General features: G+C 76.4%; 14 protein-coding genes. 12 read left to right on the top strand and 2 right to left on the bottom strand.

From position 1 onward, the window contains the following. Positions 1-114: 114 nt before the first annotated feature. From ACFVUH_RS32260 to ACFVUH_RS32310, 11 genes are all read left to right on the top strand, one after another. Positions 115-1,065, top strand: coding sequence for a class I adenylate-forming enzyme family protein (locus tag ACFVUH_RS32260; protein ID WP_387917034.1), 951 nt, complete (start codon positions 115-117; stop codon positions 1,063-1,065). A gap of 202 nt (positions 1,066-1,267) precedes the next feature. Continuing rightward, positions 1,268-1,549, top strand: coding sequence for a phosphopantetheine-binding protein (locus tag ACFVUH_RS32265; protein ID WP_355367462.1), 282 nt, complete (start codon positions 1,268-1,270; stop codon positions 1,547-1,549). Continuing rightward, positions 1,546-1,833 (top strand): acyl carrier protein, encoded by a 288-nt coding sequence (locus ACFVUH_RS32270; RefSeq protein WP_355367464.1) that lies wholly within the window; start codon positions 1,546-1,548, stop codon positions 1,831-1,833. Before ACFVUH_RS32265 ends, ACFVUH_RS32270 begins: the two co-directional genes overlap by 4 nt. Next, complete coding sequence (locus ACFVUH_RS32275) at positions 1,830-2,951, top strand: beta-ketoacyl synthase N-terminal-like domain-containing protein (protein WP_387916993.1); 1,122 nt, start codon at positions 1,830-1,832, stop codon at positions 2,949-2,951. The genes ACFVUH_RS32270 and ACFVUH_RS32275 overlap by 4 nt, the downstream gene beginning before the upstream one ends. Next, entirely contained in the window at positions 2,948-3,511 is a 564-nt protein-coding gene (locus ACFVUH_RS32280) for a hypothetical protein (protein ID WP_387916995.1), read from the top strand. Before ACFVUH_RS32275 ends, ACFVUH_RS32280 begins: the two co-directional genes overlap by 4 nt. A gap of 133 nt (positions 3,512-3,644) precedes the next feature. Beyond that, on the top strand, positions 3,645-5,273 hold the full coding sequence (locus ACFVUH_RS32285; RefSeq protein ID WP_355367473.1) for a class I adenylate-forming enzyme family protein: 1,629 nt from the start codon (positions 3,645-3,647) through the stop codon (positions 5,271-5,273). Continuing rightward, positions 5,270-6,532, top strand: coding sequence for a beta-ketoacyl-[acyl-carrier-protein] synthase family protein (locus ACFVUH_RS32290; protein ID WP_387916997.1), 1,263 nt, complete (start codon positions 5,270-5,272; stop codon positions 6,530-6,532). The genes ACFVUH_RS32285 and ACFVUH_RS32290 overlap by 4 nt, the downstream gene beginning before the upstream one ends. 73 nt (positions 6,533-6,605) lie before the next feature. Continuing rightward, complete coding sequence (gene hppD, locus ACFVUH_RS32295; protein WP_355367479.1) at positions 6,606-7,619, top strand: 4-hydroxyphenylpyruvate dioxygenase; 1,014 nt, start codon at positions 6,606-6,608, stop codon at positions 7,617-7,619. Positions 7,620-7,686: 67 nt separating this feature from the next. Then, positions 7,687-8,610 (top strand): phytanoyl-CoA dioxygenase family protein, encoded by a 924-nt coding sequence (locus tag ACFVUH_RS32300; protein ID WP_387916999.1) that lies wholly within the window; start codon positions 7,687-7,689, stop codon positions 8,608-8,610. Next, positions 8,607-9,605 carry a thiamine pyrophosphate-dependent dehydrogenase E1 component subunit alpha gene (locus tag ACFVUH_RS32305; RefSeq protein ID WP_355367485.1) on the top strand — a complete coding sequence of 333 codons (999 nt, stop codon included), beginning with the start codon at positions 8,607-8,609 and terminating at the stop codon, positions 9,603-9,605. The genes ACFVUH_RS32300 and ACFVUH_RS32305 overlap by 4 nt, the downstream gene beginning before the upstream one ends. After that, the gene (locus ACFVUH_RS32310) at positions 9,602-10,561 is read left to right on the top strand and encodes an alpha-ketoacid dehydrogenase subunit beta (protein WP_387917001.1); all 960 of its coding nucleotides are present in this window, start codon (positions 9,602-9,604) and stop codon (positions 10,559-10,561) included. The genes ACFVUH_RS32305 and ACFVUH_RS32310 overlap by 4 nt, the downstream gene beginning before the upstream one ends. Positions 10,562-10,624: 63 nt before the next feature. Here ACFVUH_RS32310 and ACFVUH_RS32315 read toward each other — a convergent pair whose 3' ends face one another. Continuing rightward, positions 10,625-11,974 (bottom strand): acyltransferase, encoded by a 1,350-nt coding sequence (locus ACFVUH_RS32315; RefSeq protein ID WP_387917002.1) that lies wholly within the window; start codon positions 11,972-11,974, stop codon positions 10,625-10,627. Positions 11,975-12,185: 211 nt separating this feature from the next. Here ACFVUH_RS32315 and ACFVUH_RS32320 point away from each other — a divergent pair, with 211 nt between their 5' ends. Beyond that, positions 12,186-12,563, top strand: a complete 378-nt coding sequence (locus tag ACFVUH_RS32320) for a DUF1304 domain-containing protein (RefSeq protein ID WP_387917004.1) — start codon at positions 12,186-12,188, stop codon at positions 12,561-12,563. A gap of 41 nt (positions 12,564-12,604) precedes the next feature. On the opposite strand, the gene ACFVUH_RS32325 is transcribed toward ACFVUH_RS32320, so the two are convergent. Then, a complete protein-coding gene (locus ACFVUH_RS32325) occupies positions 12,605-13,966 on the bottom strand; it encodes a streptophobe family protein (RefSeq protein ID WP_387917005.1) in 1,362 nt (453 codons plus the stop codon). Between the last annotated feature and the right edge of the window lie 335 nt (positions 13,967-14,301).

Raw genomic sequence — 14,301 nt, forward strand, 5'->3', positions numbered from 1 at the left:
ACCTCTGACGATCCCGCGCACGCCGGCCGGGGGCGGCCCCGGCGGGGCCCCGCCCCGGCCGGGGGCGGGCGGCCCGCGGGCCGCCCCGCCGGGACCGGCCACGCGCTGGTCCAGCTGAGCTCCGGCTCGACCGGCCCGGCCAAGGTGATCGCCCGGACCGCGAGCGACCTGATCCGCGAACTCGACTGCTACCGAAGGCTGTCGGCATTCCCCGGCGAGGGCGAGCGGGTCGTCCTGCTGTCCTCGGTGGTGCATGTGCTCGGCCTGGTCGGCGGGCTGCTCAACAGCCTGTCCGCGCGCGCCCCGCTCACCGTCCCGGACCGGATGACGGCCGCGGGCATCCTCGCCGCGGTCGCCGCCGACGGCCGCCCGACCACCGTGATCGGCGTGCCGTTCCACGCGGAACTGCTCGCCGGTGCGGCCGAACCACCCGAACTGCCGCAGCTGCGGCGGATGGTGGTGGCCGGCGAACTCGTCCGCCCGGGCCTGCCCGCGGCGTTCACCGCGCGCTACGGCGTCCCGCTCGGCACCATGTACGGGATGACCGAGACCGGGGTGATCGCCACCGACCTGGACGGCACCCTGCACCCGGCCAAGCAGCCCGTGCACGGCATGGAGCTGCGGCTGGTGGGCGGCGAGCTCCAACTCGGCACCCCCGCCTCGCCCTACCCCGGGCTCGACGACCCGACCCGCTGGGCGGACGGCTGGCTGCACACCCGCGACGCCGCCGTCCTCGACCCGGACACCGGCCGGGTCACCGTCCTCGGCCGTCGGGACTCGCAGGTCTCGATCGGCGGCCTCAAGGTCGACCTCACCGAGGTCGAGCAGACCCTCGCCGCACTGCCGCAGGTCAGGGAGGCCGTGGTGGTCTTCGACGACGGCGCCATCGAGGCCTATCTCTCGGCCGAGGACGGCGCCGACCGGGCACTCGTCCAGGACGGCCTCGCCCGGCAGCTCGCCGCCTACAAGCGGCCACGCCGGCTGGCCTTCCTGCCGCAGCTGCCCCGCACCGCCACCGGGAAGCTGCTGCGCGACCCGGTGGCCCTGCGCGCCGCCGCCGGCTGAGCCACCGGCACCGGCACCGGTGCCGTTCGCGACCCGCCGCGCCGTGATCCGGCGTGCCCGGGCGCGTCCGTGACGGGCCCGGAAGGCTCCCCAACGGGCGGCATCCGACTGCCCGTTGGCGCCACCGCCGACGACCCGAAGGACCACGTACCTTCCCCGACGACCCCGAGCGCCGTGCGCGCCCGGGCACAAGGAGCCCACCATGCAGGACCGCATCCGCGCGTTCGTCCTCGCCGCACTGACCGAGATGCAGTACGACGTCTCCGAGGTCACCGGCGACACCGACCTCGGCCCGGCCGGCCTGGACCTGGAGTCGCTCGCCCTCGCCGACCTCTCGGTCCAGGTCGAGGACGAGTACGGGGTCAAGTTCGACCTCGACGAGATGGAGAGCACCGCGCTGATGACGCTCGACGAGTTCACCGCCGACGTCGCCGCGCGGATCGCCGCCACCACCGCCACCGCCGCCTCGGGCAGCCCGGCGTGACCGACCTCGCCCGCCCCGACCGGGCCGAGGTCCTCGCCATGCTCGCGGCCTTCGGGCAGCGCTCCGCCGAGGACGTCCCCGAGGAACTCGGCTCGCTCGAACTCACCTGGCTGATAGCCGAGTTCGAGCAGCGCTACGGCATCGAGCCGGACCTCGACGACGATGCCTTCGAGGCCGTCCGGACGGTCGACGACGCCGTGGCGGTGTTCCGCGCCACCGTGGACGCCGCAGTCAACGCCGCGGGCTCCCCCGTGGACACCACCCCGGGGGCCGCGCGGCCATGAACCGCCACGCCCCGCCCGCCGTCCGGCCCGTGGTGACCGGTGTCGGCGTGCTCAGCGCGGCCGGCGACGGACCGGCCGCGCTCACCGAGGCCGTCGTCCACGGCAAGGCCGCGTTCGGCACGGTCACCCGGTTCGACGTCTCGGCACGCCGCACCGTGCGCGCCGCGCTGCTGCCCGAGCCGCGCCCGCTCGCGGACGCCGTGCTCGCCGCCGTCGGCCAGGCCTGCCGCCGCGCCGGCCTGGACCCGGCCGCGCCCGAGGGCGGTCCGCCCGTGCTGTTCGCCCTGCACAGCGACCTGCGCACCCGGGCCGCCGTCGGCGCGGTCGCGGGCGGGGCCGCCGCCGCCTGGGGCTCCCCCGGGGTCACCCGCGCCTACACCGGCGCCTGCGTCGCGGCCGCGACCGCCGTCGCCGACGCCGCCGCGCTGGTCGCCACCGGCCGCCACCCCCGGGTCCTGGTCGCCGCCGGACACCTGGTCGAGCCCGGCGTCTTCGCCGCCTTCGACGCCGGCCGGGCGCTGGCCCGCGACGGCGAGCTGCGTCCGTTCAGCGCCGGCCGCAGCGGCACCCTGCTCGGCGACGCGGCCGCCGCCGTACTGGTGGAGGCCGAACCGGAGGCCGAGCGGCGCGGCGCGCCCGTGCTGGCCCGGCTGGCCGGCTGGGGCCGGGCCGGCGACGCCCACCACGTCTGCCGCCCCGAACCCGAGGGCGACGGCGTGGCACGGGCGGTCGAGGCCGCGCTGGGGCGGGCCGGGATCGCGCCGGCCGAGGTCGGCTACGTCAACGCCAACGGCACCGGCTCACCGCTGTCCGACCTCGCGGAGGCCAAGGCCCTGCACCGGGTCTTCGGCGCGCACACCGCGAGGCTGCCCGTCAGCTCCAGCAAGGCCGTCCACGGCCACGCCCTCGAAGCCTCGGCACTGCTCGAACTCGTCGTCACCATCGGCGCGTTGACCGACGGCGCGCTGCCGGTCAACGCCGGCTGGCTGGGCCCGGACCCGGACATCGGCCTGGACCTCGTGCTGGACGGCCCGCGCGCCGCCCGGCCGCGCTACGCGCTCACCCTCAACTCCGCCTTCGGCGGCGCCAACGCCGCGCTCCTGGTGGCCGCCCGATGACCACGCTGCGCATCCTCGCCGAGGCCGCCTGGCCCGACCCCGACGCCCGCGAGCCCGAGCCGCTCCCTCCGCTGCCCGGCTTCGCCGCCTCCTCCTTCAACCCCCTGGTGGCCGAGACCGCCGAACGCTGCCTGCGCGCCCGCCACGGCGCGGCCCCGGCCCCCGGCCGCACCGCGCTGCTGCTGGCGAGCACGGGTGGCGACCGGGCCACCGCCCGCGCCATCGACGAGGCCGCCGCCGACACCGGCCGGCGGATGCCCCCGCTGCTGTTCTTCCAGTCCAACCCGAACGCCGTGCTCGGCCACATCGCCGCCCGCTGGGGCCTGACCGGCCCGGTGGTGGCGATCAGTCCGGTGCAGGCCCCGCCACCCGGACGGGTCCCGCAGGACGCGCTCGACCTGGCGGAGCTGCTGCTCGCCGACGGCGACGCCGAGCAGGTCCTCGTCATCGCCGCCGAGCAGGCCGACCCCGCCGACTCCACCGACTCCACCGACTCCACCGGCGACGGAGGCGGAGGCGGCACCGACCGGGCGGTGGCCCTGCTGGTGACCGCCGTCTGACCCCCGTCCCGAGACCGACCCGAACCGCCGCCGTCCGTCCACCCCTGCGCACCACCGGCGCGAACGGTCCCCCACCCGCCGCGTCCCGCCGCAGCACGCCCCGCACGCCCGCACCCCGGGAGGGATCCACCCCGTGAGCATCCGCAGTATCCGCACCCTGCTGGCGGACGACCCGGCCGTCGGCGCCGGAAACGTCCTCACCAGCCGCCTCGCGCTCGGCCTCGGCCTCGACGAGCCGCTGCTGACCTTCGACACCCCGGTGGACGACCACGCCGCCTGGCAGCCCTTCACCCTCACCGAGCTGGACCGCGCCGTCCGGGCCCGGTCCGCCGCCCTGCACGCCCTCGGCATCGGCCGGCGCGACCCGGTGGTGGTGTACGCGAGCGACGCCGCCGACCACGTGCTGGCCTTCCTCGCGCTGGCCCGGCTCGGCGCCATCCCCGCGCTGCTCAACCCCCACCTGGACGGCGAGCGGGCCGCCCGCTACATCGCCAAGCTCGGCCCGGTCGGCATCCTGGCCGACGCCCCGCACCTGGCCGCGCTGGCCGGCCACGAGCCCGGCGCACCCGTGCTGCCCGAGATCGCCACCCTCGGCTCCGGCGACCCCGAGGCCGCCCCCGCGCCCTACCGGCACTGGGCCGGCGACCCGGTCGCGATCACCCACTCCTCCGGCACCACCGGCATGCCCAAGGCCGTGGTGCACTCGCACGCGAGCCTGTACGCGGCGATCCGCCACCGCGCCCGGCTGCCCCGCCCGCAGGGCCAGGACCGGATGCTCAGCGCGCTGCCCGCCCCGCACGCCGCCACCCTGATCGCGGTCAACCTCGCCCTCGCCTCGCACACCCGACTCGCCGTGCTGTCCAGCCAGTCCGGCGCCGGCGTGCTGGACGCGATCGAGCAGTGGCGCCCCAGCGGCGTGGTCGGCTTCGCCGCCACCTGGGCCGACCTCGCCCACCACGACCTCGCCGCGCGGGACCTGGACTCCGTCGCGCTCTGGTGGAACACCGGCGACTGCGCCCACGAGGTGCACATCCGCCGCCTGGTCGCCGCCGGCAGTCGCGAGTCGGTGACCCGCGAGGGCCGGGTCCGGGTGCCCGGCTCGCTGTTCGTCGACGGCCTCGGCTCCACCGAGATGGGCCACTCGCACTTCTTCATCACCCACGGCCCGGGCACCGATCGCTACGGCCGCTGCGTCGGGCGCCCGCACGCCTTCGTCGACTGCGAGCTGGTCGGCCCGGACGGCGAACCGCTCGGCCCCGGCGAGGTCGGCGAACTCGCCACCACCTCACCGACCTTGGCGCTCGGCTACTGGAACGACTCGGCCACCACCTACCGCACCCGGCTGCGCGGGCGCTTCCTCACCGGCGACCTGATGTACCGGGACGAGGAGGGCTACTACTACCACGTCGACCGGGCCGTCGACTCGGTCGAACTCGGCGACGGCAAGCGGCTGTTCACCGCGATGTCGGAGGAGCGCGTGCTCGCCGCCTGCCCCGAGGTGCTGGACTGCACGGTGGTCGCGGTGCGCGACGGCGACCGGGTGGTCACCGACGTGCTGCTGGTCCTGGCCGCCGGGGCCGACCCGGCCGCCGACCGCACCAAGGCCGTCACCTCCGCGCTGGACGAGGCCGCCGCGGCCACCGTCCGCCAGGTCGTCGTGGTGGCCGGGGGCGACATCCCGCTCGGCCCGACCGGCAAGGTGCGCAAGGTGCTGCTGCGCCGGCGCTACCTGGACGCGGTCGCCGCCGGGGTAAGCGCATGAGCGCCGCCCGCCGCCCGGGCGCCGTGGTCACCGGCATCGGCCTGGTCACCCCGCTCGGCCGCAAGCCCGCCGAGGTCTTCGACGCGCTCACCGCCGGCCGCACCGGCATCCGCGCCCTGCCCGAGGGCCACGCCGCCCACGGCTGGCTGACCGCGGCCGGCCTCGCCCCGGCGGTGGACGGCCGCGAGGTGCTGCCGCCCACCGAGACCCGCTGCGTGGACCGCTTCGTGCTGCTCGCCCTGGCCGCCGCCGACGACGCGCTGGCCGACGCCGCCCTGGTGGTCGGCGAGGACGCCGACCCGCACCGCACCGCCGTGGTGCTGGCCACCGGCGGCGGCGGTCTGGAGACCTTCGAGCAGCAGTCCCACCGCCGCCTGGAACGCGGCCGTCCCGGCGTCAGCCCGTACCTGCTGCCCGGCATGCTCTCCAACATGGCCACCGCCCGGATCGCCATCAAGCACGGGATCCGCGGCTTCAGCACGGCCATCGTGACGGCCTGCGCGGCCGGCGCCCAGGCCGTCGCCGAGGGGCTGCGGCTGATCCGCTCCGGCGACGCGGACGTGGTGGTGTGCGGCGGCACCGAGTCCTCGCTGCACCCGACGATCGCCGCCGCGTTCACCAACGCCCGTGCGCTGTCCTCCGGTTGGGAGGATCCGACGCAGGCCAGCCGGCCCTTCGACCGGCGGCGCAACGGCTTCGTGCTGGGCGAGGGCAGCGCCGTCCTGGTGCTGGAGAGCGCCGAGCACGCCGCCGCCCGCGGCGCCGCCGGCTACGCCGAGCTCACCGGCTGGGGCGCCTCCACCGACGCCCACCACCCGACCATGCCCCGTCCCGACGGCGCGGGCGCCGCCGACGCGATGCGCGCCGCGATCGCCAACGCCGGTCTCGCGCCCGCCGACGTCGGCTACGTCAACGCCCACGGCACCGGCACCAAGCTCGGCGACGTCGCCGAGAGCGCCGCGCTGAACGCCGTCTTCGGCCCGCACCGCCCCGCGGTCAGCTCCACCAAGGGCGCCACCGGCCATCTGCTGGGCGCCGCGGGCGCGCTGGAGGCGGCGGTCACCGCGCTCGCGGTGGCCCGGGGGACCCTGCCGCCGACCGTCAACCTGGACGAGCCGGACCCGGCCTGCGACCTGGACCACGTCCGGGGCGCGGCCCGCACCGTCCCGCTCACCGCCGCCCTGAGCAACGCCTTCGCCTTCGGCGGGCACAACCTCAGCCTGGTCTTCGAGCCCGCCTCCACCCCGTCCCTCCGCTGACGCCGCCCGGCGACGCGGCGCGGACACCCGTGCCAGGCCCCTCGTCAACTCGCGATCCCCCGGGGAGATCCCGTTGTCCATCCAGTCCATCGCCCACGTCGAGTACCACTGCGCCGACGCCGACACCACCGCCGCGGAGCTCTGCGCCGACTACGGCTTCACCGGCGCGACACCCGATCCGGACCAGCTCGCCGCGGCCGAGTCCGCACACGCCCGCACCCTCCTCGTGCAGCAGGGCACCATCCGCTTCCTGCTGCGCTCCGCCACCGACCCGGCGCACCCGGTGGCCCGCTACGCCGCCCGGCACGGTGAGGGCGTCGCGGTGCTCGCGCTCTCCTGCCCCGACCCGCAGGCCGCCCTGGACCGTGCCGAGCGGCACGGCGCCCGGGTGCTGGACCGGGCCGGCGGGCTGGTGGCCGGCTTCGGCGACACCGCCCTGCGGTTCGTCCCGGAGGCGCCGGCCGCCCCCGAGCCCGCCGACGGCTCGCCGCGCCTGCTGGACGCCCTCGACCACGCCGCGATCTGCCTGCCGGCCGGCGAGCTGGCGCACGCCGTGAAGTTCTGCGAGGCCGCGCTCGGCATGCACCGCATCTTCGGCGAGTACATCGAGGTCGGCGAGCAGGCGATGGACTCCAGCGTGGTGCAGAGCGCCTCGGGCGAGGTCACCTTCACCCTCATCGAGCCCGACACCACCCGCCGCCCCGGGCAGATCGACACCTTCCTCGCCGACCACGAGGGCGCCGGCGTCCAGCACCTGGCGTTCCGCACCGGCGACATCGCCACCGCCGTACGCACCATCCGCGAGCGCGGCGTGGCGTTCCTGACCACCCCCGGCACCTACTACGACGCGCTCGCCGAGCGGCTCGGCGGCACCGCGATCCCGGTCGGGACGCTGCGCGAGCTGGACGTGCTGGTCGACCAGGACCACGGCGGGCAGCTGTTCCAGATCTTCGCCCGCTCGACACACCCCCGGCGGACGTACTTCGTGGAGCTGATCGAGCGCCAGGGCGCCGGTACCTTCGGCACCGCCAACATCAAGGCCCTGTACGAAGCCGTCGAGCGGCAGCGCGCCGCCGCCTCCGTCTGAGCCGCCGCCGGCCGCACCACGGCCGGCGCCCACCCGAGCCCTCACCACCACAGGAGGCCCGTCCCCCATGACCACCGCGCCCGCCGCACCCGAGTTCCACCTCACCGAGGCCGAACGCGCCCTGCTGCCCACCCCCGAGGAGGTGGCCGGCTACCTGGAGCACGGCTGGTACCTGTCCCGCAAGCTGTTCAGCGACGAGGAGCTGGACGCCCTGCAGGCCGCCACCGAGCTCTACTACGAGGGCCACCGCGACCGCACCCTGCCGGTCCGCCCGCCCCGGCTGGCCTCCTGGGAGCCGGCGCACGGCCCGGTCCAGCGCCACAACGACTACGTGCACTACGAGAGCGACGCGATCGGCGCGATCCTGCGCAAGCCGCTGCTGGGCGCCGTCGCCGCGCTGCTCGCCGAGGCCGAGGAGGTCCGGATCTTCCAGGCCACCCTCATCTACAAGCCCCCGGTGCCCGGCGAGCCCAGCAACCAGGTGCCGTGGCACTTCGACAAGCACTACTGGCAGACCTCGAGCTCGGACCGGATGCTCACCGCGTTCCTGCCGTTCCACGACTGCGCCGAGGAGAACGGCACCATCACCATGGTGGACGGCAGCCACCGCTGGAAGGAGCTGCCCTCCGAGGAGGACTCCACCCGGCACTTCGCCGACCGCGACAACTCCGAGCTGGACGCGATCCTGGACGCCAACGCGGCGTACAACGGGACCGAGGTCCGCAAGGTCCCGATGACCATCCCGCGCGGCCACGTCAGCTTCCACCACTGCCGCACCTACCACGGCAGCGGACCCAACCTGGCCGCCTACCCGCGCCGCGCCGTCTCGCTGCACCTCCAGGACGGCGCCAACGCCTACCGGCGCGCCACCCGCCCGGACGGCGGGACGGTCGTCTACAACCACGACGTCCTGGTGCGCGGCACCGCCGACGGCCACCCCGACTACGCCGACCCGGAGTTCTGCCCGACGGTGTGGCGGGGCGCCCGGTGACGACCACGGCACCCGCCGTCGCCGCGCTCGACACGCCCGAGCGGCGGTACCGGATGCTGCGGCTGATCCGGTCCTTCGAGGAACGGGCGCTCGACCTGGTGAAGTCCGGGGTGATCACCGGCGGCATCCACCCGTACATCGGGCAGGAGGCCGTCGCGGTCGGCGTCTGCGCCGCGCTCCGGGCCGGCGACCGGCTCGCCTCCACCCACCGCGGGCACGGCCACGTGCTGGCCCGCGGCCTCGACCCGGCCCGGCTGCTGGCCGAACTGGCCGGGCGCACCGGCGGCTCCAACCGCGGCCGGGGCGGCTCGATGCACGCCGCCGACCTGCGGCTGGGCATCCTCGGCGCCAACGGCATCGTCGGCGCCGGCGCACCGATCGCGGTCGGCGCCGCCTGGGCCGACCGGCAGGCGGGCTCGGACGCGGTGGCGGTCGCCTTCTTCGGCGACGGCGCGCTCAACCAGGGCGTGCTGCTGGAGTCGCTCAACCTGGCCGCGATGTGGCGGCTGCCGGTGCTCTTCGTCTGCGAGAACAACGGCTACGCCACCACCCTGCCCGCCGGCACCGCGGTGGCGGGCAGCGCGACCGGCCGGGCCGCCGCCTTCGGCATCCCCGCCGCCGAGGTCGACGGCATGGACACCGAGGCGGTCCGGGCCGCCGCCGAGCAGGCCGTCGCCCGGGCGAGGGCCGGCGGCGGTCCCGGCTTCCTGGAGTGCCGCACCTACCGCTTCGAGGGCCACCACACCATGGAACGGCGGATGAAACTGCACTACCGCACCCCCGAGGAGGTGGCCGCCTGGCGCGAGCGCGACCCGCTCCCCCGGGCCGCCGCCGCGATCGGCGCCGACCGCGCCGCCGCCCTGGACGCCGGGGTGGCCGCCGAGATCGTGGCCGCCGAGGAGTTCGCGCTCGCCTCGCCGCACCCGGACCCGGCCGGCGCCACCGACCACCTGTACGCCTCCGGGCTGCGGCCCCGGGCGGGGGCGGTGACATGAGGCTTTCCTACACCAAGGCGCTCAACCGGGCGCTGGCCGACGAGCTGGCCGACGATCCGGCGGTCTGCGTGTTCGGCGAGGACATCGGCGCCGGGATGGCCGGGCCCACCCTCGGCCTGCTGGACCGGTTCGGGCCGGAGCGGATCGTCGACACCCCGCTCTCCGAGCAGGCGTTCACCGCGATGGCGCTCGGCGCGGCACTGGCCGGGCGGCGGCCGGTGCTGGAGTTCCAGATCCCCTCGCTGCTGTTCCTGGTCTTCGAGCAACTCGTCAACCAGGCCCACAAGTTCTCGCTGATGACCGGCGGCCAGGCGGGGGTCCCGCTCACCTGTCTGGTCCCCGGCTCGGGCTCCCGGGACGGCTGGGCGGGCCAGCACTCCGACCACCCGTACAGCCTCTTCGCGCACGCCGGGATGAAGACCGTCGTCCCCGCCACGCCGACCGACGCCTACGGGCTGCTCCGCTCGGCGATCCGGGACCCGGACCCGGTGGTGGTCTTCGCCCCGGCCGCCGCGCTGCCGGTCCGCGAGACCGTCACCTGGGAGCTGGCGCCGATCCCGCTCGGCACCGCCCGGGTGCACCGCAGCGGCACGGACGTCACCCTGGTCGCCGTCGGGCACCTGGTGCACGACGCGCTGGCGGTGGCCGAGGAACTCGCCGGGGAGATCTCGGTCGAGGTGCTCGACCCTCGCACGCTGTACCCGTTCGACTGGGCCGCGCTGGGCGCCTCGCTGGAGCGCACCGGGCGGCTGGTGGTGATCGACGACTCCAACCGCAGCTGCGGGATCGGCGCCGAGGTGCTGGCCACCGCCGCCGAGGAGTTCCGGCTCACCGCACCGCCGCGCCGGGTCACCCGGCCGGACGGGGCGGTGCTGCCGTTCGCCCCCGCGCTCGACCGGGCGCTGCAGCCGGACCGGGAGCAGCTGCGGCACGCGCTGCGCGCCGTCATGAAATGACGCTTCATCAGCTGCTTTCCAGGGGGCGGTCCTTGTGGCCGCCCCCTGTCGTCCGGTCCGGGCTCAGAGCACCTTGGGCACGGCCGCGAGCAGGGCCGGCAGCTCGTCGGACGGGTCCCGGTAGCGGTGCAGCAGCGCCCGTCCCTCGGTCCCGCGCAGCCGCGCGGCCAGCCGGGCCGGGAGTACCGCCGTGGTCAGCAGCCCGGTGCCGCCGAAGCCCTCGACGGCCCAGCAGACCCACGGCAGCGGGTAGTTGGCGGCCGGGCTGAAGAAGACCGGCCGCTGGCCCTGGAAGGTCGCGTCGTAGAGGCCGAAGCGGCTCCAGTTGGAGAAGCTGATCCGGCGCCGCGTCGGGTCGAAGCCGATCGGCACGCAGGAGCCCAGCCCGGGGCGGCCCAGCTCGGCCAGGAAGCGCAGATTGGCGCGCAGGTTGAGGTGGTCCTCCGCGTACCCCAGCACGGCGGTGCGCAGCGCCCCGGCGAGGGCGGCCGGGCCCTCCTCGGGGGCGTACGGCAGGTGGATGTCGCCGAGCAGGTTGCCGACCAGGGCGTCCGACAGGCCGAGCGGGCGCCGGGCGTTGACCGGGACGGTGAGCCAGCGGGTCTCCCGGTCGCCGTCCAACTCCCGCAGGGTGTGCACGACATGGGCGCAGACCGCGTCGCCGGAGGAGACCCAGCGGCCGGCCGCGGCGCCGAACTCCTCGCGCATCCGGGCTGTCTCGGCGTCGCCGAAGTACAGCTGGACGGTCCGGTTGGCGCGCGGACCGGCCGCCACCTCGCGGTCCAGCACAGCGCGCTCGGCCGGTCCGGGCACCCGGAATCCGGGCCGGCCGCAGTCCTCGGCGGGCAGCACCCGGTCGAGCAATCCGTCCTGGTCCTCGACGAGTTCGGCCGCCGGGAGCTCCTCGCCCTCGACCGCCGCCGACCAGGCGCGCAGCAGCAGCGCGAAGCTGTGCAGGTCGCCGACGGCGTGGTGCCAGGAGCAGCCGAGCACGGTGCCGCCGTCACCGGTGCGGGTCACCCGGACGGCGAGCAGCGGTCCGCCGCCGGTGCGGGCGGCCCGGGCGTCCAGCGGGTCGACGTGCAGCGCGCCGGGCGCGGTGACCCGCCCCATGGACTCGGCGAGCGTGCCGTCGACGCGGTAACTCACCATCGGGACACCGGAGTCGTCGCAGACCGCCTCCAACACCCCGTCGACGGTGCGCAGTCGGCCGGCGAAGACCGGGACGCGCTCCAGCGCCCGGGCCAGGCCGGCGGCGAGGCGGTCCTCGTCCAGCGCGCGCTCGAAGAAGAGGACGACCGAGACGGCGAGGTCGGCGAGCATGGTGTCGGCCAGACCGCAGCGGACCACCGTTCCCGGGGCGGTGCCCGCTCTGACCGTACGGGTGTCGCGCAACTTCGGCCAGACGCTCATCGATTCATCCCGGGGCGGTCGAGTGAGTCGTGCGGAATGCCCCGGACGACCGTGCAGATCTCTCCGAACGATAGGGCAGTCTCCCGGCAGTGATCCAGTGGTCCAGTCCAATTCCGTGGTATCGGACCGGACGGACGGTACGGAACGGCGGGCGGACGGCGGGCGGACTAGAATGATCCGCAGCTGATCGACCCGCGCGCAGGAGTTCCGGATGAACGCCGTCAGCCAGGTGTTCGCGCTGATCGCCGCCGCCGTCCACCTCGTGGTGTGGCCGCTGGAAAGCTTCCTCTACGGCCACCCGAGGGTCCGTCGGCTGCTCACCGCCTCCACGTCCGACGCCCCCCAGGTCCGCCTCTGGCGGGTCAACGTCGGCTTCTACAACCTCTTCCTCGCCCTCGGCCTGGTCGCCGGACTGGTCGCACTGCACCGCGGCGAGCCCGTGGTCGGCCGCACCCTGATCACCTGTCTCAGCGCCTTCATGATCGCGGCCGGCACCACCCTCGTCGTCTCCGAGCCCCGGCTCTGGCCCGGGGCCCTCGGCCAGGCCCTCCCCCCGGCCGTCGTCCTGCTGGCCGAGGCCGCGAGCTGACGGCCGCCCAGCCGGCCGCCCGGCCGGGCGCCCGCCCCGGGCTACCCGACCTCGCCGCGACGGGGGAGGCGGGCGGCGGCGAGGGCACCGAGGGCGCCGGCCAGCAGACCCCAGCCGGCGGCCAGCGGGACCAGGGTCCACAGCTGCGGGTCGAGGGTGAGGGTGCCCCCGGCGAGCGCGGCGGCGGGCCCGGCCGGACCGGCGGCCGGGCCGAGGACGGAGCTCAGCAGGCCCCCCAGGCCGCCCTCGCCGAGCCCGACGCCGAGCACCGAGAGGCCGTAGTCGGCGGAGACCCTGGTCCAGACGCCGACCAGCAGCACGGTGACGGCGGCGGCCACCGCCAGCCGCACGGCGTGCCGCCAGGGGCGGACCCCGCGCGGTGAGCGGTGGGCGGCCAGCACCCCGGCCGCGAGCATCAGGACGGCGGCCAGCGGGAGCAGCCACCAGGCCCGGCCGTCCTGTTCGGCGAGCGTGCCGAGGCTCACCGTGCCGCCCCCGCCCTCGCCGGTGCGCAGCACGGCGGCCAGCGGCTTGGGCACCGGCAGCCCGATCGCCCCGACCAGGTGGCCGTGCCACTCGCCGCCGAGGCCGACGCCGAAGGCGATCCAGACCAGGTTGGGCAGGGCGAGCAGCGCGACGGCGGCGACCTGCCGGGCGTCGCCGTGCACGACCGCCGTGCCGATCGCGGCCGCCACCCCGAGCAGCACGTAGCCGAGCAGCACCAGCAGCATCGCGAACGCGGCCGGGCGGACGGCCTGCTGGAAGGGCACCAGGGAGCGTGGCAGCGGCGCCCGGCGGGAGACGGCGAAGGTCGCGGCGAGCACGACGAGCAGCCAGAGCAACCCGAGCCCGAGGGTACTGGCGGGCTCCGCGCGGAAGCCCACCTCGGGGTGGAGGCCGAGGGCGCCGCCGAGCTGTTCGGCCAGGCCGTCGCCGAGCGTCACCGTGAAGGTGTGCCGGGCGACGGCGCAGAGCAGCGCCAGCGCGACCAGCCAGACCACCGCCGTCCGGGCGGCGCGGCCGAGCAGTTCACGGCCGCCGGCCACCGCTCGGTAGCGCAACTGGCGCAGGAACACCTCGGCCACGGCCAGCGCGCCGACCAGGCCGACGGAGAGCGGCATCGCGGTGATCCCGGCGTCGACCGAGGCGAAGAAGCCGGCGCCGCCGTCGAGCTCGACCGATCCGCCGACGGCGAGCGCGAGCGTGGCGGCGAGCACGAACGGGAAGGCGCCGCCGGGCAGCGCGTCGGCGCCGGCCGCCCAGAGGCCGAGCGCGGCCACCACCAGCATCGCGGCGAGGCCGGCCACGACGACGGCCACCGCGTCCAGCCAGTCGTGCAGGGCGCCGGGCGGTCCGGCCGCCGCCGCGCCGGGCGGCGGGCTCGAACGGGCCTGCTGCTGCATACGGGCCTCCCTGTCGGGGTCGGTGTCCCCCGCGCGTCCGTTCCGGGCCCGCCCCTCGCCTGGCACCAGGGTGGCCCACGAGCCGCCGCCCCGCCCGGGCAGCGCGGCGCGCGCACGGCCGGGCGGACGACCGAACGGCCCCGGGCGAGGGGCGCGCCGGGCGAGGGGCGGGCGCCGGGCGAGGGGCGGGCGCCGGGCGAGGGACGGGCGCCGGGCGAGGGACGGGCTGCTGTTGCGGCGGGCGGGGAGCGGGGGGAGAAATGGATGCGGGTGGCAGAAACCTCCTGCGCCGGCCGGACGGACCGGTCGTCCGCCCGCAGGACCCGGGCCCGGCG

Origin of the sequence: Kitasatospora sp. NPDC058032 (genome assembly GCF_042885845.1) — a bacterium.
In the GTDB taxonomy this organism is placed as follows: domain Bacteria; phylum Actinomycetota; class Actinomycetes; order Streptomycetales; family Streptomycetaceae; genus Kitasatospora.

Excerpts from the sequence above, each read along its gene's own strand:
- ACFVUH_RS32265 (WP_355367462.1), top strand. The coding sequence starts at position 1,268 with ATGCAGGACCGCATCCGCGCGTTCGTCCTCGCCGCACTGACCGAGATG.
- ACFVUH_RS32275 (WP_387916993.1), top strand. The coding sequence starts at position 1,830 with ATGAACCGCCACGCCCCGCCCGCCGTCCGGCCCGTGGTGACCGGTGTC.
- ACFVUH_RS32280 (WP_387916995.1), top strand. The coding sequence starts at position 2,948 with ATGACCACGCTGCGCATCCTCGCCGAGGCCGCCTGGCCCGACCCCGAC.
- ACFVUH_RS32290 (WP_387916997.1), top strand. The coding sequence starts at position 5,270 with ATGAGCGCCGCCCGCCGCCCGGGCGCCGTGGTCACCGGCATCGGCCTG.
- ACFVUH_RS32300 (WP_387916999.1), top strand. The coding sequence starts at position 7,687 with ATGACCACCGCGCCCGCCGCACCCGAGTTCCACCTCACCGAGGCCGAA.
- ACFVUH_RS32310 (WP_387917001.1), top strand. The coding sequence starts at position 9,602 with ATGAGGCTTTCCTACACCAAGGCGCTCAACCGGGCGCTGGCCGACGAG.
- ACFVUH_RS32315 (WP_387917002.1), bottom strand. The coding sequence starts at position 11,974 with ATGAGCGTCTGGCCGAAGTTGCGCGACACCCGTACGGTCAGAGCGGGC.
- ACFVUH_RS32320 (WP_387917004.1), top strand. The coding sequence starts at position 12,186 with ATGAACGCCGTCAGCCAGGTGTTCGCGCTGATCGCCGCCGCCGTCCAC.
- ACFVUH_RS32325 (WP_387917005.1), bottom strand. The coding sequence starts at position 13,966 with ATGCAGCAGCAGGCCCGTTCGAGCCCGCCGCCCGGCGCGGCGGCGGCC.